Source organism: Paenibacillus sp. Z3-2 (assembly GCF_054161325.1).
In genome coordinates, this window is sequence record NZ_CP096397.1 from 3,246,205 (window position 1) to 3,265,019 (window position 18,815).

An 18,815-nucleotide genomic window follows, 5' to 3' on the forward strand; every position below is an offset into this window, starting at 1 on the left:
CGTTCGTAACATTGAAAGGAGGGGCAGAATGTTACATCATGAGGCGAGGGAAAACATAACATCATTTTTGCCACAAATAAAGATATTTGAATCGCTTCCGGCAGAAATTATCCGTGAAATCGAACAATTGGTAACAAGGGCACAAGAGGGACTTATGTGGAGACGATGGAAGACTCAATTGTTTTTTTAAGCAAACGCCTACGGGATCAGGAGGAGTTGGTAGAAAAATTAGTTTTTAGGGATTTGTCAAGAAACGTTGTCATTGAATCTGCCTCCTATAGTTGGGATAGCCAAGGGTTGCTAGTATGCACGGACATATCCATCACGTGCATCTGAAAACCCATAAAACCAACAGAGTTAGTTCCAAAGATTTTATCACCTGACAAACATTTAAGTTATGTAAAAAAGGGTCCTGATGACAAAAGTCATCAGGACCCTTTTTGTTATAAACACATCATTATAGTTGAAATTCCTATCCAAATCATTGTAAGGCTATTCTTATGAAAGAATTGGACTGGTAGCAGGATTATGCTCATGAATAGCCTTCTGCATTGTCATGTTTGTTTTGAGGTTTGCTGTTGGTTATGCCCAAGTCGTAATTGTTTCAACCGGGAGACGATAGGAAGGATAGCCATCTTTGGCTGCTTTGCCTATGGAGATTAACATCACGGGCTGGAAGCGTTCTTTATTCAGGCCGAAAGCTTCAGCGATCTTGCCTTTGTCATAGCCGGCCATAGGGTTCGTATCATAGCCATGGGCACGGGCAACGAGCATGAGTTGCATGGATATGAGGCCTGAATCAATGAGGTTCATATCACGCAGTTCGGATGCGTTGATGTTTGCATAATAAGGTCTTACCTGCTGCATCTGCATATCCATGATGTCTTGGGGCATGTACCCAAGTTCCACTGATTTACTGAAGATCTCTTCCATATATTCAACGTTGTTAGCATCGTAAAATACGGCAATGACAGCCGAAGACGTTAGTGCCTGTGTCTGGTTAAAAGAGGCCAGTGGTGCAAGTTTCTCTTTGCCTTCAGCACTGTCGATGACAAGAAAACGCCACGGTTGCATGTTAATCGCCGAAGGGGCACGTGAAGCTTTCGCCAGTATTTCAGTCATTTCCTCGCGGCTGATCTTTACTTCAGGGTCGTAGGCTTTAATGGAATGTCGCTCCAAGACGATGGTATCAAAATCATTTGTTTTGTTGAATTGGCCGGTAATTGTATTCATATCGATTTCTCTCCTCATATCTAATATTGGTGAGAGTTGGTTATGGGTTATATTTCATTCCGTCTCACTATGAGGATTGTAAACTATGAAGTATACTTTATAGCAAGAGAAAGAAATGAGGGTGTTGTCATATGAAAATTAGTGAAGTGGCGAACAGGGTAAACCTTCCGATATCCACTATCCGGTACTATGAGAAGATAGGTATTATCACGGATGAACATGTGCTGAGAGATCAAAATAACTATCGGGTATACGCGCAGAGCATTATTCAGCATCTGGAAGTGGTCAAACAATGTTTAGCTGTTGGTTTTACGATCCAAGAGATCCAATCTATGATCTCTAAACATGGATTTTCAAGTAATGATCAAGCAAGCATTATCCAAGCGAAAATATCAGAAATTGAAGAAGCACAAAATAAATTAGAGAATTCCAAACAAAATCTGTACGAAATTCTTAAATCGGATATCACGTGTGAGGATGGTTTTGGTAAGTATTAATGAAGTGGACAGAACTAACTTTAGGAAAGAGGACCGTGCTATGCGCTTTATCCGAATACTAAATGACATAAGACTTAAAAGTAAGCTATCATTGATTTTTATAACCGTGGCTGTACTCCCGCTTTTAGTAAGTGGTATCTATCTAACAAGCAAACTGAGAGAAGTAATGATCACGAACGCCTTTGAACAAGCAACCAATAACGTAGAGCGTGTCCAAAAAAGGACAGAGGAAGTTATCAATGTAGCTATTGATATTTCCTATCAACTCTCAAATGATAACCGAATGAAGACAATAGCAAGCCGCAACTATGAAAGTTATAACGAAGTTATCCAAACCTATCGTCAATATACTGACATTCGGGATTATATGCGGCTATATAAAGAAATAAAATCAATTCGGTTATATACATCCAATCCAACAATGCTCAATAACTGGGAATTTATGCAGCCAGACGACCAAACGAAACAGTCCGAGTGGTATAGATCCGCCTTGAGTCAAAAAGGGCTCGCAGGTTGGGACTATATTCAGGATGAGCGTGATCATAAACATTATCTAAGTCTGGTCCGAAAAATCAATCTTGATGAGTTGAAAAATGAAAGTGTTTTGGTGATTAATGTGAATTCTGATTTGCTAAACTCTATTCTATCCCAAGAGACTTTTTCAACGATGATCGTGGATGACAACAACAATATTGTGGCAGCCAACCGGCCAAATCTTTACGGTAAAAACCTTGCCTCTGTGCATGCTGGGAGCAATATGTTGTCTCAAACAGAGGGCAGCTATGAAGCTGTCATGGATGGGGAAAATTCGAAGGTGGTCATAGCAAACATAACCCCACAGAATAGCTGGAATGGGCTACGTATCATTTCCGTATTTACGGTGTCTGACATTCTGCATGATGCAAACGCTATCATTCGGTTGGCTACTTTTGTTATAGGTGGATGTCTAATCATAGCCGTTTTGCTTGTTTATGTTTCGGCATCATTTATTGCTAGAAGATTACTTCGACTTAGTAAACACATGTCCCGAGTAGGCACGGTGTCCTGGGATACTTATCTTGACCTCGACGGAAAAGATGAGATCGGACAACTTTCCAGACAATTCAATGATCTGGTTCATCGAATCAGTGAACTAATGTTGGAGGTGCAAGAAAGTAACCAGCAGAAACAGTTACTACTACAAAAACAAAATGACATCAAATTTAAGATGTTAGCGAGCCAGGTCAATCCCCACTTCCTGTTTAATACACTTGAGTCCATTAGAATGGAAGCACATCTTCGTGGGGAAGAGGGCTTGGCCCAAGCCGTATGGCAACTTAGCATGTTGATCCGAAATAGTTTAGAGGTCGGTAGTCGCCAGATCCCACTTTCAGATGAGTTAAATATGGTTCGGTGTTACTTGGAACTTCAAAAATTCCGATATGAAGACAGACTTCAATACATTATGGAAATCGACCCAGCAACCAAACACATTGAAATTCCCCCACTTATCATTCAACCTTTGGTCGAGAACTCGATACTCCATGGGTTAGATCGGAAAGAAGGTCCCACGTTGATCATTGTTCGAACGAAGCTTAACGATCAAGGGATGTTATTTGTAGAAATCCATGATGATGGTGCGGGTATTCCGCCAGTGAAAATGAATGAGTTAAAAAAACAGTTAATGAACTCCGATGAATCTGGGAATCGTATTGGTCTTCGTAACGTGAACGACCGATTAGAACTTACCTACGGTATAGGTTCAAGGCTTTCAATTGAAAGCACAGAGGGCAAAGGCACCTGCATCAGATTTTGTATTCCGAAGGAGGGAGGGGAACCTCATGTTCTCAGTGATCATTGTTGATGATGAACCGAAACTACGTTTGGGGCTGCAAACGTTAATACCTTGGAGGGAATTGGGGTTTGAAGTGACTGGAACGGCAGCTGGTGGAAATGAGGCGCTTCGAATATTCGAAGAAACGATTCCCGACGTATTGTTGGTTGATATACGTATGCCGGGCATGGACGGACTGGAACTCCTTCAGCAGATCCGTCACCGTGGCTGGATCAGTCATGTCATTATACTCAGTGGTTACGCCGATTTTGAGTATGCGCGCCAAGCTCTTCAATTCGGTGTCGAAGCATACCTGCTCAAACCTGTAAACAAGGAAGAACTCTCAGCATCGCTTCAAAAGATTCATGAACAGCTCTCAAAAATGCAGGAAAAGAGCATGTTACAAAAGACAAAAACGCCAGAATGGATACTTTACTCTTTACTATCTGAAAGACACGCTTCGGAGGATTCCCTTTTCATTGAATGGTCCGACTCATTTGAGGTGATTTGGAAAACATTTCAAATCCTTTTGATTGGGTTTTCAGGTTCACATCAAGAAGAAAGCGAACAGATTCATAACTTCAAGGAGGTACTCAGTAGAACGTATGCTTCGGAGCGTAAAGGGATCGTTTTATATTTTGCTCCATACATTGTCCTGTTGCTTGGTGATTCTCCTGTCGGCGAATTGGGATGGACTGAACTTCACAAGAATCTCCAGCTATTATCAGGAGAACTTCGATTTGAAATGGACGTAGCGATAGGCCAACCTGTTCGGTCTCTAGAAGAAATCATTCATTCTTTCAGAACTGCACGATCCCTTCTGGAGCGCAGTTTCTTTTATGATAGAGGGAGGCTGCTAACGGAGGAAACTCCGGAAACCTTTCAAAAAGAAATCGTTCAGACTTCCGTATTATCTCTATCAAGTAAGGAGGAAGAAGCTTTCAGGTTGCATTATCTGGTAGATGTTGGGCATGCAAGTGCGATTTCATCTTTTTTAAACGAAATAGCATTACAACAAGTAGCAGATCAGGCTGAAGAAAAAGAGATCCGTGACCGTTTCTTCTACCTCGCGAATGAAACGGTTCGGAAAATTCATTCCCGTGTCTGGTCTTTGAGCGATTATCCAGAAGACCCGGCCCAATTCCTTGCTGAAGTATATCATTCCCGATATATTCGGGATCTCGTTGACCGTATTTCTGTTGTTATGGAGAGGCTCGCTCGATGCGCAGATTATAATAGTAAGGACAATGAAATGAAGCGATTGCTGGATTATATAGATCGGCACTATGGGGAGAACTTAAGGTTAGAAATGCTTGCCGTATTGTTTAATTACAGTAGTTCCTATCTGGGCCAACTATTCAAAAGTTACACGGGGGAATATTTCAACGCCTATCTTGATCGGATACGGATTCATAAAGCGAAAGAATTACTGGCTCAGGATATGAAGGTTTACGAAGTGGCTGAAAGGGTAGGATATTCAAACGTCAATTATTTCTACACCAAATTCAAGAAGCTAGAAGGGGAGTCACCTTCTTTTTATCAAAAAAAAGAATAACCATAATCAAAGCTCCTCTACTAACGGAAGTTAACGAACAGTAGGGGAGTTTTCTAATCTCTACATGAAAAGAGATGTGATTTTCTGAAAATACAAAGGATTTTAGAATGAAAGGATTCGAAATTTGTGATATGTCCGAGAGCCTCCTTAGCAAATATAGTTGATACGAAAGGAGGGACCATAACAATTGAAAGCGATAACAGGAATGCATTGTACGAAGTGGAGGCAATAAAATGAGGGCAACGAATAACACATATTTAATGTTAGGATCGGCCATTTTCTTTTTGAGTATTATCATGTCGAGTTTCACTCATTCCAGGGTGGAAGCAGCCATTACGGTACCAGGATTTGTTGTTGATCCTAAACCTTTTCCCGATCAAACACAAGCATTAATAGTAACATTTAAAGATGCTCAGCTTGAAGGATACGGGATTGAGAAACGGGACAAGACAACTGCCAAAGCTGTGGACAAGTCATATGATGGTAAAGGTTACATTTCTTATTTTTTCGAAGAGGATCATGAAACTAAAGCAGAGAACGGAAGCGCTACATTCAAGGTTGAAGCACCGGAAAATGGCCTGTATGAGTTGAGCTTGGGATACTACATTCCTGAAGGGAATGGAGATAAAACGACCTCTATACTAGTGAATGGTTCAGGTGCTGGTGAATTGACGCTCAAGGCTCCAAACCAAGGGAAGGTCCAAGCTGAAAAAAAGATGACAAAAGTACTTCTGAACCGCGGCAGCAACTCCATCCAAATCTTACGGGGGTGGGGATACTATGGTATTGAGTATATCAAGTTCGAACGGATAGATCCCTACGTATCCAGACAGAAGATAGAGGGGAATACCGTAAGTAACTCTAAAGCAACTCTGCAAACGAAAGCACTCTTGGAATTCATGACCAGCCAGTATGGAAAGAAGATAATTTCAGGGCAGCAAACAATAGAGGATGCGAAGTGGATCTACAAGCAGACAGGAAAATCCCCCGCGCTGGTTTCCAGTGATTTGATGGATTATTCTCCATCCCGTGTTGAAAACGGAAGCACCTCAAACGAGGTTGAGAAGATGATTGAATGGTACGAACGTGGAGGAATAGTATCATTAAGCTGGCATTGGAATGCGCCGAAAGGAATAGGCGGCAACGAACCGGGCCGCGAATGGTGGCGAGGTTTTAATACCGAGTTCACGACATTCGATGTAGAATATGCCCTGAATCATCCGGAATCGGAAGATTACAAGCTTTTAATTCGAGACATTGATGCCATCGCTGTTCAGTTGAAGCGATTACAAGATCATAACATTCCCGTACTTTGGAGACCACTGCACGAAGCGGAGGGCGGCTGGTTTTGGTGGGGAGCCAAAGGTCCTGAACCTGCCAAAAAATTATATAGACTAATGTACCAACGTTTGACCCATCACCATCAATTAAACAATCTCATTTGGGTTTGGAACTCTGTGAAGGAGGAGTGGTACCCGGGTGATGATATGGTCGACATCGTGAGTGTCGACGTTTACAATCCAGCGGGTGATCACAGCCCGAACATTGCCAAGTTTGATGAACTCTTGATTCTGGGCAAGCACAAAAAGCTTGTAGCGCTTGCAGAAAACGGGCCTATTCCAGATCCTGATCTGCTGCAGACTTACGGTGCACATTGGAGCTTTTTCAATACCTGGACAGGCGATTATCTGCGCGACGGAAAAACGAATACAAAGGCATATTTGAAAAAGGTATACAATCATGACAACGTAATCACGCTAGATGAACTTCCCGAAGGATTGTACGGCAGTCCCTAAATCGAAATAGAATACAATTTTTTTATTGAGCAGATACAATCTAGTTTAAAAGGAGTGAATACTGTAATGGCAATTTATATTAACGAGTCACAGCATATTTTTCATCTGCAATCCCATGTAACCAGTTATGTTATTCAAATCGTAGACGGCTTTCCAATATTGGTATATTGGGGGCAACGTTTGTCCGAGAAAGGTAATCTGGAAAAACTTGTACCAGGTCTGGAAAAAATGGAGCCTGGCTCCATGCCTCATGAATATCCGCAATACGGAACAGGCGACTTCAGGTCGCCTGCCTATCAAGTTCTACTCGAAGATGGAAGCCGGATTACAGAGCTTCGCTATAAAGGGTACTCAACAAAGGCAGGTAAACCAGCACTTGAAGGGTTGCCTTATGTGTATACGGAAACGGACCATGAAGCAGATACCCTGGAGCTGGAACTGGAGGATGCATATGCAGGAATGACCGTTCTTCTAAAATATTGCATCTTCAGGGATGGGGCTATTACCAGGTCAGTTCACTTTAAGAACACTGGTGAAAGCACGATCAAACTTTTACGTGCGCTTAGTGCCAATGTGGATTTGTACGGTAAGAGCAATTATGAATTGTTATACCTCGCGGGTCATTGGGCACGAGAGGCGCATCTTCAACGCAGGCCCCTGGGACCAGGAGGTACTAGTCTTGGGAGCAGACGAGGAATGAGCAGTCATCAACACAATCCTTTTGCGGCTGTCGTTAGACCGGGAGCCGATGAGGATCACGGGGAGGTCTTTGCAGTAAATCTGGTGTATAGTGGTAATTTTCATGCTGAAGCTGAAGTGGATGCTTTTGGAGTCGTTCGTTTGGGTATTGGATTGAATCCGTTTGATTTTGGTTGGATGCTTCCTCCCGGCGAATCCTTCCAAACCCCTGAGGCTGTATTGGTATATTCAAATGGAGGGATCGGAGGCATGTCCCGAATCTATCATCGACTTTACCGAAATCGTTTATGCCGCGGTGTGCATAGGGACAAGGAGCGACCAATTCTTGTGAATAATTGGGAGGCAACTTATTTTAATTTCACTGCAGAAAAGATTGAAGCGATTGCCGAGGTAGGCTCTCAACTGGGGATTGAACTGTTGGTGCTTGATGACGGCTGGTTTGGCAAACGTGACAGCGACAACAGTTCCCTCGGGGATTGGGTTGAAGATCGTCGAAAGCTTCCTAACGGTTTGCGTGATTTGGCGGAACGGATTGAACGCCAAGGCTTGCAATTCGGATTGTGGTTTGAACCTGAAATGATTTCACCCGACAGTGATCTGTACCGGAAGCACCCCGACTGGTGCCTACACGTTGAAGGCCGTCGCCGGACGGAAGCCCGCTGGCAATTGGTATTGGACCTTTCACGGCCGGAAGTCCGTGATTATTTATATGATGCACTGGCTGAAATCTTTACCAACGTACCTGTTTCTTACGTAAAATGGGACATGAACCGCGCGTTGACCGAAATTGGTTCCGCAACGGCTTTACCGGAGAATCAACAGGAGGTTGCACATCGTTACGTGCTTGGACTCTATGAACTTTTAAATAAACTGACTACTGCATTTCCGGAAATTTTATTCGAAAGTTGTTCCAGCGGCGGAGGTCGGTTTGATCCCGGAATGCTCTACTATATGCCGCAGACTTGGACAAGTGACAACACGGATGCCGTGGAACGCTTAAAAATACAATATGGGACCAGTTTGGTTTATCCCGTCAGTACCATCGGAGCTCATATCTCTGCCGTGCCGAACCATCAAGTCCACCGCGAAACCTCGCTTAAATTCAGAGGAGACGTTGCGATGTCGGGGAACTTTGGCTATGAACTTGATCTGACCAAATTCACCGATGCCGAAAAAAACCAGGTAAAAAAACAGGTTGCCATGTACAAAGAACATCGATCTCTCATCCAAAAAGGTGATTTGTTTAGACTTCGGAGCCCTTTTCAAGGTAATGAAACTGCTTGGATGTTCGTTTCGGACAATCGATCCGAAGCTATCGTATTTTACTTTCGAGTTTTAGCCAAGCCCAATCCTGCTGCTGATGTACTTCAGCTCAAAGGATTGGATCATTCGTTAACTTATGAGGTGAGTGGAGAGAGTGGACACACGGGAACTTTTGGTGGGGATCGTTTAATGCAAGCAGGCCTGATTATCCCTCCTCTTACAGGAGATTATACCAGTGTATGGTTCAAGTTAAGCGCTACTCAATAAATATGGCGAAGCCAAAAGTATTCTCTAAACGTTAACTTTCAATGATTCAATTATAAAAATTCTCTGCATTTTTACTGCAGGGGATTTTTATTATACCAACTTATGAAAACAAAATTGATTTTTCTGAAAATAGTAAAGATTTTCGAATGAAATTCTACTAAATCTCCGATATGTCGCCAAAATAATAATCGTTTTATGATGGGAGAGGAAAGGGGGGGATGAAATGAAAGCGATAACAGAAGAGAGAAGGTTCCGCACACGCAAACACAAAAATTCACAAAAGTGGAAAGTCTTTAAGAATCAGAAATATCTGTACATGATGTCATTTCCGTTTGTGATCTGGGTGTTTGTATTTCAGTATTTGCCTCTGTGGGGATGGACGATGGCATTTCAAAACTATAGACCAGGCAAAGGGTTTTTCGATCAAAAATGGGTTGGATTTGACCATTTCCAAGCACTGTTTCAGGATGAGCATTTCTATTTGGTGCTAAGAAATACGCTGGCAATGAGCCTTATGGGGCTTGTGGCTGGGTTCGTGTTTCCTGTATTGTTCGCAGTGGTTCTAAACGAGGTACGGGTTCAGTTTATGAAGCGTTTCGTGCAGACTGTTTCTTACCTGCCTCACTTCGTGTCTTGGGTCGTGGCCGCGGGGATTGTCATCAAAATGCTGTCAACCGACGGAGGCGCGATAAACGACTTGCTTATGGGGCTGAATTTGATTGACCAACCGATACAATTTATGGCCAAGGGTCAACTGTTCTGGGGAATAGTGACCGGAGCCGATGTTTGGAAGGAGACAGGTTGGAACGCCATTATCTATTTGGCGGCCATTTCGGGGATTGGACCTGAACTGTATGAGGCAGCAAGGGTCGACGGTGCCAGTCGCTTGAGACAAATATGGCATATTACACTCCCTGGCATCAGGCCGACAATCATCGTACTGTTTATTATGTCGATTGGCCACCTCGTAGGTATTGGATTTGAAAAGCAATTCTTGCTCGGCAATCACATGGTTAGCGATTATTCCGAAGTGTTGGATCTATACGCATTGAACTACGGTTTATCAATGGGGAGATATTCTTTCGGTACCGCTATTAGTATCTTCAATTCGGTCATCAGCGTGATTTTGCTGTTCGTCGTGAATGGACTCTTTAAAAAATTCGCTAACGAAAGCATTATGTAAAGAGGAGGAACAGACATGGAAGCATCCGAGCCGACAACTTCTTCCGTCACACCCAAACGACCGAAGATCGGTGCAAAATCTCCCCAAGACTTGATATTTGACACCTTTGTTTATGTTTTCATTGGAATCGTTACTATAGCGACGCTATATCCATTTTTGAATGTGCTCGCCATTTCATTCAACGATTCCGTAGATACTGTTCGAGGCGGTATATCAATTTTCCCTAGACAATTCACTCTTGAAAATTATAAGCTCATCTTTAGTTATGAGGGGCTGATCACGGGATTCAAAATATCGGTGCTTCGAACTGTTATAGGAACACTGGCAGGTCTTGTAAGCGGTTCAATGGTTGCTTATACACTTGCTCGTAGAGAATTTCAGGGAAGGCGGTTTGTTTCCGTATTTCTGGCGATCACAATGTATGTGTCAGGCGGTTTGATTCCTGGTTTTATCTTGATAAAGAATCTGGATCTGATCAATACGTTCGCAGTTTATATTTTGCCAGGACTCGTAAGCGCCTTCAATATATTCATCATACGTTCGTTCATTGATGGAATTCCTTATGCTCTGCAAGAATCGGCCAAGCTCGATGGGGCAAATGATTTCACCATTTACTGGCGTGTCATACTACCGCTCACCAAGCCTGCGCTTGCAACCGTAGCCTTGTTCCTTGCTGTCGGGCAATGGAATTCTTGGTTTGATACGTACCTTTATAATGGTTCGAATGACTCCCTGACGACCTTGCAGTATGAGCTTATGAAAGTGCTTCAGAGTACCACCACAAACTCTAACAATATACGTGGGGAAAACATGTCGCAATTGATGTCACAAGTGTCTCCTGACGCTGTAAAAATGGCGATTACCATCATCGCAACTGTGCCTATTCTCATTGTGTACCCATTCTTGCAGAAGTACTTTGTTAAAGGGATGACACTGGGTGCTGTCAAAAGCTGATGAGACACTTAACCGTAAATGACTTTGTATCCTAAATTATCTGAATCATGGGGAGTGTTTGTTTTATGAAAAAGCGAACCCGAAAAACAGCAGTAACACTACTTTCAGCTGGTCTGTTGCTCAGTCAGCTCGCAGCCTGCAGTGGAAGTAGTGGCGGGGAATCTGCAAGTAAAGATGGCTCAAATCCTATCACGCTTACTTATTTTTCAGAGGATGGAAGTCCTAACTGGAACAATATGAATGACCGTATAGGAAAAGTCATCACAGAGAAAACAGGCGTTGTTTTGGATGCTGAATTCGCAGTAGGGGACCCTGTGCAAAAGGTATCCATCATGGCTGCCACCGGTGAAGTTCCCGATCTCATAGCAGCTAAGGCAGATCTTGGCAAGCTAGTGGATGTAGGTGCAGTTCTTGACTTGACGGACCTGATTGAAGAACATGCCCCAAATATTAAAAAGATGCTTGGCGATAAGATTGTTCGTACTAAATATAGTTTGGAGGATCAAGCCATTTATGCCATTCCGACTTGGTCTGCTATCGATGAACGTAAATTCAAAGCCGACGGCGGCTTCCAACTTCAGCATCGTGTTGTAAAAGAAGCTGGTTATCCTGAAATTCGTACGGTAAAGGACTATGAAAGGGTCCTTACAGACTATTTGGCTAAACACCCAACAGATGAAAACGGTAACAAAAATGTCGGACTAACCATTAATGCGGATGACTGGCATATGTATCAGGTGACAAACATGGGATTCTTTACGACAGGTGCACCTGATGATGGAGAATACTATGTGGACCAAGAAACATTTGATGTAACCTATCATTTCCGCCGTACAGAGGAAAGGGAATATTTCCGCTGGTTGAACCATATGAACGATATAGGTTTATTGGATAAGGAAAGCTTTGTCCAAAAGACGGATCAATTCAAATCCAAGGTTTCATCTGGGCGTGTGCTTGGCCTGATCGACCCTGCATGGGACTATGGTGATGCTCAACAGGCATTGAAAGCAGCAAGGAAATTTGACCAGACTTATGGCCATTATCCAGTAACGTTGTCTGAAAAGTATAAGGATACAAATTTCTGGTCCGCTGGGTTTGACGGAGGATATGGGATCGCAATTTCCAGCGAGTGCAAAGATCCCGTAGCTGCAATCAAATTTTTAGATTACCTGGCTTCGGAAGAAGGACAGATTCTGATGAACTGGGGGATCGAAGGACAAGATTACGTTGTAGAGAATGGAAAAAGAACCGTACCGAAGGATGTTCAAGAAAAGATGGACAACGAAGGTAGTGCTTACATGAAGGAATCGGGTCTCGGCCTGTATTGGAACCTATCTGTTCATTATGGTGACGGAATTAAGGACTCAACAGGCAATTATTATACGAAAACGAACAGTGACCTTTTAACGGCTACCTACAGTGCACCCGAAAAAGATGCTTTGGCCGCTTATAAAGTCGAGCACTGGAGAGATCTTTTCCCGCAAGAAGAAGAGTTTCCTGAAAGAAAAGCCGGGGCGGTTTACAATATTGCTTTGCCAAGCGATAGCCAGGCGACAATATTAATGGCCAAAATGAAGGACATTACATGGAAACGGATTCCTGAAGCGGTAATGGCCAAACCGGAAAATTTCGATAAAGTCTGGGATGAGTACATGGCTGAATTGGAAAAGGCTGGAGTGGAAGAAATGGAAGAGGCTTTTGGTCAATATGTGAAAGACCGCGTTAAACTGTGGAGTGGTCAATAACCGTTCAATTGAGAATAAACAGAAAGGCAGGATAAGATGAAATCGATACCTTGCAATCCTAATGCATCGGAAGAAGTACGTTCTGTTCTCAACTATTTCCACGAGATTCAAGGGAATGGCATCATTACGGGACAGCACACACAAACCATGGCGCAAGAAGAATTGAACTACATTCATCAAGTAACAGGGAAGTGGCCAGCACTATGCGGATTCGAGCTTCTGGGGTATTCTCCAAACATTAATTATGAAGATAGTGGCGAAGAGTGTTTGCTGGAAGTTACTGAAAATCAGGACACGCTGCAAAAAGCTTGGGAGTGGACGCAGAAATGCAGAGGATTGCTTACATTTACATGGCATTGGTTTTCACCGCTTGGCGGACGGGATAAAAGCTTCTACACGGAGCATACAGACTTTAACGTGAGTAAAGCGATTACAGAAGGGACAAAAGAATACCAAGCTCTGCTGTCCGATATGGATCATATGGCTGAAATCCTCCGCGAGTTTTGCGACAAACGCATTCCGATCTTGTGGAGACCATTTCATGAAGCGGAAGGAACCTGGTTCTGGTGGGGTAGCCAAGGTCCGGCCATTGCGAAAGAGTTATATCGTATCATGTATGAGCGGTACACGAAATATCATAATCTAACGAATTTAATATGGGTATGGAACTCACCGTTAGTCGAAGGTTATGTTGGGGATGACGTGGTTGACATTATTTCCAGAGATATGTATCCTCCGGCTCACCAACATACTGATTTACGTAAGGAATATGAAGAACTAGTTAGTGTAACAAGAGTTCCAAAACTTGCTGCTATCGGGGAAATTGGTCCGATTCCGAGTGTCAGAAGCTTGTCCACCTCGCGCATCCCGTGGCTGTGGTTTATGACATGGTCTCAGGATTTTGGTAAAACGGAGAAGTTTACGACAAAAGAGGAGCTGCGCAGCGCATATCACTGTGACTATGCCATAACATTGGATAAGCTACCGAAGCTATATTAATACCATTAGGGAAGTTTCCATAGAAACTGCTGATTTAGCGGTTTAGTAGTTTAGGATAAGAGAATGCCCCCATCATTTATGAGAATGATGGGGGCATTTTTATCTGTATATGATTAGGCTTCTTAGGGGTATAGTCACATGACTTTATCATGACAAAAGTACACTGTCACTTTATGACTTTTTCAGCCCATACTCATAACTATCATCAAATTATAGAGGAGCTGACTCAAGACATGAAGAAAAGATCTGCACACAAAGAACATTCACAGATGGGTGAGAAAATAAGCAAATGGAGTGTGTTTTGGCGCTTTCCAATCATCTGGATGATTGCGGGGGCTATCGGCATAATTCTTGTGGATGCGTCCATCCGACCGCTAGCAGAGCAAGCACCGGACGTGCTTTCTCTGCTGTTGACACTAACGTTGGGCTTTCTCGCCATCATGGTCTATATACTCACCATGAAATATTTGGCCCGTCGGTCCATTCCTGAGTTATCCAGAAAGGGCGCAGGGGTTGAAGCTGTTATGGGAGCACTAACCGGGGCTATGTTTATTGCCTTATCCACTATTATTATAGTTTCCTTGGGAGGTTACTCCTTTCAATGGGTGAATGAAGCGGATACGGTTACTGTTCTAATCGCTTCAATTGAAGCTGCTTTAGGCGCAGCCATTGTCGAGGAACTTATCTTTCGTGGACTAATGTTTCAAGCCATACATAAATTGCTGGGAAAAATGGACCGCACTCGCTGTGACTTCTCTATTCTTTGGAATAGCCCATCTTGGGAATACAGGAGCAACATTATGGAGCGCATTCGCCATAACTTTAGAAGCAGGTGTTCTGCTTGGAGCCGCATTTATGTGGCGACGAAACCTGTGGTTTGCCATGGGACTACATTTTTCCTGGAATGCACTTGAAGGTTTGCTTGGGATCCCTGTTTCTGGACACAGTTCAGACGGTCTGTTTATTGTGAAAGTGACCGGTCCTTCACTTCTCACTGGAGGTGACTTTGGACTTGAAGGGTCTGTAGTTCCAGTTATCATCAGCCTTCTGATTACTATTCCCATGCTGTATGGCGCTATTCGCAATCACAATCAGCCAAAGAACACGATCTAAAGCTTTTGTATCGTCGGGATCATGCATCTTAAATCATTGAAAATCTATCGCAAAATCTCTATCAGAATATATCCGTTCTTCCGATAAAGAAAGAGCATATATTTTTTACTTCAGGAGGAATCGTCAATGAAAAAAACAGTCATCTTGCTAACCAGTCTGGCGCTAATGCTTGCCACCGCCGCAGGCACAACCTCAGCCAAACCGGGAAACAACCCACCCGGACAATCGGGTAAAGAGGTATCGTCAAAAGTACCCAAAGAAAAAGAAACTCCAATTGAGGAGAAAAAGACCGAAGAAGTCGAGTCTTCTGAAGCGGTCAGCACGGAAGATGACAAAGTTAAGGGTTCCTCAACTTCAGAGACAGATAATACAACCAACAATACAACCGATTCCAAGAAAAAAGGCTCTAAAGGATACAATGGTTTGCTAAATGCCATTCAACATGTGGAAGATAAACCGGCAGGTGCTGTACTAGCCGATATTTTGCTTACAAAATATGCGACTGAGCTGACAGACGAACAAATCAAAGAACTTGAAGCCATCCTTGAAAAGGACAAGGCGTTGGAAACTGCAGCAGAAATGCTCGAAAAAAACGGTAGTGTGACTGACGCGATGTATTTGCAGGAAGAAGCCATCAAAGCCAATTTTAAAAACCTGGACCTGTACAAAACAATGGGAAAGCTCAATAAAAAGGCGGGGAAAAAGAATGGGGTGAAGCTGTATGTGAACGGGGAAGCTTCTGACTCCGAACCTTTTGTCAAAAAAGGCAACACGTTTGTTCCTTTTCGCGCCATAGCTGAGTCTTTGAAAGCCGAAGTGGCATGGAATCCCGAAGAACGATCTATCACTGTCGAGAAGGATGGGGTGAGTATTAAACTTGTAGTTGACAGTAAGACTGCAAAAGTTAATGGCAAAGACGTCTCTTTGGATGCGCCAGCCACCATTACAAAAGGCATTACTTATGTACCCGTACGTTTTATAAGTGAGGCATTGGATCAAACGTCCAATGGGAAGAAGAAAGTAAAACCGTCGTAGTTTATGAAGAAGAATAATAGACCAATGAGAGTCGCTATTATAGCGGCTTTTTTGATTTATTGATAAGTTACTTATTCTTTATCAAGGACAAGAGTACAACTCAACGTGGACTTACTAGTTCTATTTTGTTTTTTACTCTGAAGACTTGATCTTAGGTCTGCCCTAAGGTACATGCTTAATTGGAATTCAAGGTGACTGGGGGAAAGCAGATGAAAAGAAATCACCATTAGCGAGTTAGCGAAACTGATGGGCGTATCCGTCCATCAAATTCGTTATTTCGAAGAAAAAGGAATATTGCTCCCATCCTACATCGATGAGAATCAATATCGGATGTATAGCTTGGATGAGATGTATCAGCAGCTTGCACATATTTTGCTCCTCCGAAAGGTGGGGTTGTCCGTCCAAGCCATCCGGAATTGGAAAGATGAAGGGACGCCGACGACATGCAGCGTTTGCTTATACAGTCTGTTTCCAAGATGGAAGCCGAGATAGAACGGCTACGAACGCTAAGCGGTTTTATCTGTAAGGTGTTGGATGAGAACAAGCGCTGTGCTTGGTTACGATAAATCCTTTTAGGGGCATGCTTCAGTAGTCGATTTCTGACACTAATGAATGGGAAACTTTACGATTGCGCCATTTTTCTGATCTTCCAGGATTGATTTGATATTTGTTCGATTCTCTCTCTGCGTCTGGCATCGTAATCTGAGAATGCTCCACGATAATTGCCATGTATGCGAAGGCATCGGCCTCGATCCGATAATATATGGAAGCCGTCGCTTGTATTACCTTGGCGGATGATCTCGTCGGAAATACGGTATGGCTTTAGCGCCTGCAAAGCATTCGGGGCGATAATGATACCCGCGCCAGCAACAGGTGGTGCGGTATTTCTTTCGTATACTTTTACCTTCATCCCTATTTGCTGCAAGGTGATCGCGGCGCATGGGACTGCAATTCCGCCACCTATGATCAGGATTGTCTGTGACATAATTCCTGAACCGTGACCGGCTCAAACCCCTTTACATGAAAAAGCTGGAGCATGATTTGCTACTTCAGAGTGGATTCAAGTTTAAATATTATCTTACACTTGTTGACGGCAAACGAGGGCTCCACATTTTTTAATGTGCTGTGAATCATTCAGAGCGGGATATTATTTTCTGCAATGGATTGTAATCTTTAGGGTATTGGAGTATTATGCTAATTATATATCTTAAAGATACATTGGATGCGAGGAGAGGCGTATGAAAAGAATGAATACTACCCATTTTGCCATACTCGGTTTACTTCGTATTAAGCCCATGAGCGCTTATGAACTTGTTAAGTTTTCGAAGGAAAGTATCGGCCTATTCTGGAACGAATCCTATGGACATATTCATAAGAGCATCAAACAACTGGAGCTAGATGGCTCTGTGTCGGTTGTGGAAGAAGCAGAGACGGGAAGACGTAAAATCGTCTATGGCATCACGGAACAGGGATGTGACCAACTTGATTCATGGTTAACGGTACCGCCTGAGGAATCTGTGATGAGGAACGAATTGCTTATGAAAGTCTTTATCTCCGATGAACGCCATATCCCTCAATTAGTTACTTTTCTCGAAGAAGAATTAGTAGTGAGTAAGCAGTTAATGACAATGCTTGCAGGAATTAAAGACAGTGTTTCGGATAGGGAAAGCAAACAGGTACAGCTCTGGTTGTTGACCCTAGACTATGGTGAGCGATATCTTCGAATGACCATCGAATGGTGTCAACATGCGTTGATAACATTAAATCACCCAAACGGCGGGCATGAAAATGAGTCATAAACGACGGTTCAACATCGTTCCCATTCTGTTAATCACGATCGTAGTGGTCGCTTGTGCCCCACTCCTGCTATGGATTAGAAGCAGTCCGCCCCTCGGACTAAAGATATTCCAGAGCAATGTGTATAATCTAGAGATTAGTTATCAAATCACGGTATTGTTATTGGCTGTTATTGTAATTGGCATTGTATATGGGATGGCAGGTAAAGATGGACTTGCTTATTTAAACCTTAAAAAGCGAGATGGGAAGATTCGGCCTGAAGCGTGGATTGGCATTAAACCAAAAGAAACGGAGACGTGGAAAAACATAGGTGTAAACTTTGCGGTTGTGATTACGTTGGTTACAGCTGTCGTCATCTACTTCCAAGTGGTTTATGGAGGAAGCGTGAGCCTAGAGTTATATCCTGGAGTTATACTCATCCTTGTTTTTGCGCTTATGAATGCTTTTTCAGAAGAAGTCATCTTTCGGTTTTCGTTTGTTGCCGTTGTTAGCAGATATGGATTCTCCCCGTATGTAGCGCAAGGCTTAGCAGCGGCGATCTTTGGTGTCGTTCATTATTTTGGAAATCCAGGCGGGATACCGGGTGTATTGATGGCTGCTTTTATCGGATGGTTCTTAGCCAAATCGATGTTAGAGACGAAAGGATTCTTCTGGGCGCTGACGATTCATTTCTTGCAGGATGTCGTTATATTCAGTGCCTTGTTTATGAAATAACTACTCAAAGGCATAATGACCATTTTCGTTCGAAAGATGGAGGAGGCCGTTTTCCGTTTGATTAGAATGGGGCGTGATATTGGTGTCGCTGAAGATATTGCCCAAGATGTAATGCTCATGCGCTGCAAAAGTGGCCAGAAATGGGCGTTCTC

The 18,815-nt window shown here is 43.1% G+C and carries 16 protein-coding genes and 1 pseudogene; 15 read left to right on the forward strand and 2 right to left on the reverse strand.

What is annotated here, in order from left to right; all coding sequences use genetic code 11:
- Positions 1 to 582 precede the first annotated feature (582 nt).
- The gene (locus M1D71_RS14570; protein WP_458127056.1) at positions 583 to 1,233 is read right to left on the reverse strand and encodes a nitroreductase family protein; all 651 of its coding nucleotides are present in this window, start codon (positions 1,231 to 1,233) and stop codon (positions 583 to 585) included.
- Positions 1,234 to 1,364: 131 nt separating this feature from the next.
- Here M1D71_RS14570 and M1D71_RS14575 point away from each other — a divergent pair, with 131 nt between their 5' ends.
- The 13 genes and pseudogenes from M1D71_RS14575 to M1D71_RS14635 all read left to right on the forward strand — a co-directional run bounded on the left by M1D71_RS14575 (position 1,365) and on the right by M1D71_RS14635 (position 16,644).
- Positions 1,365 to 1,730, forward strand: coding sequence for a MerR family transcriptional regulator (locus tag M1D71_RS14575; RefSeq protein WP_458127057.1), 366 nt, complete (start codon positions 1,365 to 1,367; stop codon positions 1,728 to 1,730).
- Positions 1,731 to 1,770: 40 nt separating this feature from the next.
- Positions 1,771 to 3,573, forward strand: coding sequence for a sensor histidine kinase (locus M1D71_RS14580; protein WP_458127058.1), 1,803 nt, complete (start codon positions 1,771 to 1,773; stop codon positions 3,571 to 3,573).
- Positions 3,551 to 5,098 (forward strand): response regulator transcription factor, encoded by a 1,548-nt coding sequence (locus M1D71_RS14585; protein WP_458127059.1) that lies wholly within the window; start codon positions 3,551 to 3,553, stop codon positions 5,096 to 5,098. The genes M1D71_RS14580 and M1D71_RS14585 overlap by 23 nt, the downstream gene beginning before the upstream one ends.
- Before the next feature lie 233 nt (positions 5,099 to 5,331).
- Complete coding sequence (locus M1D71_RS14590; protein WP_458127060.1) at positions 5,332 to 6,894, forward strand: glycosyl hydrolase; 1,563 nt, start codon at positions 5,332 to 5,334, stop codon at positions 6,892 to 6,894.
- Positions 6,895 to 6,960: 66 nt separating this feature from the next.
- Positions 6,961 to 9,123: an alpha-galactosidase gene (locus M1D71_RS14595; protein WP_458127061.1), complete on the forward strand. Its 2,163-nt coding sequence runs from the start codon at positions 6,961 to 6,963 to the stop codon at positions 9,121 to 9,123.
- Between the two features lie 223 nt (positions 9,124 to 9,346).
- A complete protein-coding gene (locus tag M1D71_RS14600) occupies positions 9,347 to 10,306 on the forward strand; it encodes an ABC transporter permease (protein WP_458127062.1) in 960 nt (319 codons plus the stop codon).
- 15 nt (positions 10,307 to 10,321) lie between these two features.
- Positions 10,322 to 11,260, forward strand: a complete 939-nt coding sequence (locus M1D71_RS14605; protein ID WP_458127063.1) for a carbohydrate ABC transporter permease — start codon at positions 10,322 to 10,324, stop codon at positions 11,258 to 11,260.
- A gap of 65 nt (positions 11,261 to 11,325) precedes the next feature.
- On the forward strand, positions 11,326 to 13,005 hold the full coding sequence (locus M1D71_RS14610) for an ABC transporter substrate-binding protein (RefSeq protein WP_458127064.1): 1,680 nt from the start codon (positions 11,326 to 11,328) through the stop codon (positions 13,003 to 13,005).
- A 36-nt stretch (positions 13,006 to 13,041) separates the two neighbouring features.
- Complete coding sequence (locus M1D71_RS14615) at positions 13,042 to 14,004, forward strand: glycosyl hydrolase (protein ID WP_458127065.1); 963 nt, start codon at positions 13,042 to 13,044, stop codon at positions 14,002 to 14,004.
- Positions 14,005 to 14,751: 747 nt separating this feature from the next.
- Positions 14,752 to 14,856, forward strand: a pseudogene (locus M1D71_RS14620) (CPBP family intramembrane glutamate endopeptidase); the annotation flags it as partial.
- 3 nt (positions 14,857 to 14,859) lie between these two features.
- A complete protein-coding gene (locus M1D71_RS14625; RefSeq protein ID WP_458127386.1) occupies positions 14,860 to 15,117 on the forward strand; it encodes a hypothetical protein in 258 nt (85 codons plus the stop codon).
- Positions 15,118 to 15,243: 126 nt separating this feature from the next.
- Complete coding sequence (locus M1D71_RS14630) at positions 15,244 to 16,152, forward strand: stalk domain-containing protein (protein WP_458127066.1); 909 nt, start codon at positions 15,244 to 15,246, stop codon at positions 16,150 to 16,152.
- A gap of 246 nt (positions 16,153 to 16,398) precedes the next feature.
- Positions 16,399 to 16,644: a MerR family DNA-binding transcriptional regulator gene (locus M1D71_RS14635; RefSeq protein ID WP_458127067.1), complete on the forward strand. Its 246-nt coding sequence runs from the start codon at positions 16,399 to 16,401 to the stop codon at positions 16,642 to 16,644.
- A 130-nt stretch (positions 16,645 to 16,774) separates the two neighbouring features.
- Here M1D71_RS14635 and M1D71_RS14640 read toward each other — a convergent pair whose 3' ends face one another.
- The gene (locus tag M1D71_RS14640; protein ID WP_458127068.1) at positions 16,775 to 17,137 is read right to left on the reverse strand and encodes an FAD-dependent monooxygenase; all 363 of its coding nucleotides are present in this window, start codon (positions 17,135 to 17,137) and stop codon (positions 16,775 to 16,777) included.
- Positions 17,138 to 17,390: 253 nt separating this feature from the next.
- Here M1D71_RS14640 and M1D71_RS14645 point away from each other — a divergent pair, with 253 nt between their 5' ends.
- Together M1D71_RS14645 and M1D71_RS14650 are read left to right on the forward strand one after the other, a co-directional pair.
- Positions 17,391 to 17,951, forward strand: a complete 561-nt coding sequence (locus M1D71_RS14645) for a PadR family transcriptional regulator (RefSeq protein WP_458127069.1) — start codon at positions 17,391 to 17,393, stop codon at positions 17,949 to 17,951.
- Positions 17,941 to 18,663, forward strand: coding sequence for a CPBP family intramembrane glutamic endopeptidase (locus M1D71_RS14650; RefSeq protein WP_458127070.1), 723 nt, complete (start codon positions 17,941 to 17,943; stop codon positions 18,661 to 18,663). The genes M1D71_RS14645 and M1D71_RS14650 overlap by 11 nt, the downstream gene beginning before the upstream one ends.
- The last annotated feature ends 152 nt before the right edge of the window (positions 18,664 to 18,815 follow it).

Coding starts and splice junctions, on each gene's coding strand:
- M1D71_RS14570 (WP_458127056.1), bottom strand. CDS start 1,233: ATGAATACAATTACCGGCCAATTCAACAAAACAAATGATTTTGATACC.
- M1D71_RS14635 (WP_458127067.1), top strand. CDS start 16,399: ATGGGCGTATCCGTCCATCAAATTCGTTATTTCGAAGAAAAAGGAATA.
- M1D71_RS14580 (WP_458127058.1), top strand. CDS start 1,771: ATGCGCTTTATCCGAATACTAAATGACATAAGACTTAAAAGTAAGCTA.
- M1D71_RS14575 (WP_458127057.1), top strand. CDS start 1,365: ATGAAAATTAGTGAAGTGGCGAACAGGGTAAACCTTCCGATATCCACT.
- M1D71_RS14640 (WP_458127068.1), bottom strand. CDS start 17,137: ATGTCACAGACAATCCTGATCATAGGTGGCGGAATTGCAGTCCCATGC.
- M1D71_RS14585 (WP_458127059.1), top strand. CDS start 3,551: ATGTTCTCAGTGATCATTGTTGATGATGAACCGAAACTACGTTTGGGG.
- M1D71_RS14645 (WP_458127069.1), top strand. CDS start 17,391: ATGAAAAGAATGAATACTACCCATTTTGCCATACTCGGTTTACTTCGT.
- M1D71_RS14605 (WP_458127063.1), top strand. CDS start 10,322: ATGGAAGCATCCGAGCCGACAACTTCTTCCGTCACACCCAAACGACCG.
- M1D71_RS14615 (WP_458127065.1), top strand. CDS start 13,042: ATGAAATCGATACCTTGCAATCCTAATGCATCGGAAGAAGTACGTTCT.
- M1D71_RS14650 (WP_458127070.1), top strand. CDS start 17,941: ATGAGTCATAAACGACGGTTCAACATCGTTCCCATTCTGTTAATCACG.
- M1D71_RS14630 (WP_458127066.1), top strand. CDS start 15,244: ATGAAAAAAACAGTCATCTTGCTAACCAGTCTGGCGCTAATGCTTGCC.
- M1D71_RS14610 (WP_458127064.1), top strand. CDS start 11,326: ATGAAAAAGCGAACCCGAAAAACAGCAGTAACACTACTTTCAGCTGGT.
- M1D71_RS14625 (WP_458127386.1), top strand. CDS start 14,860: ATGTGGCGACGAAACCTGTGGTTTGCCATGGGACTACATTTTTCCTGG.
- M1D71_RS14590 (WP_458127060.1), top strand. CDS start 5,332: ATGAGGGCAACGAATAACACATATTTAATGTTAGGATCGGCCATTTTC.
- M1D71_RS14595 (WP_458127061.1), top strand. CDS start 6,961: ATGGCAATTTATATTAACGAGTCACAGCATATTTTTCATCTGCAATCC.
- M1D71_RS14600 (WP_458127062.1), top strand. CDS start 9,347: ATGAAAGCGATAACAGAAGAGAGAAGGTTCCGCACACGCAAACACAAA.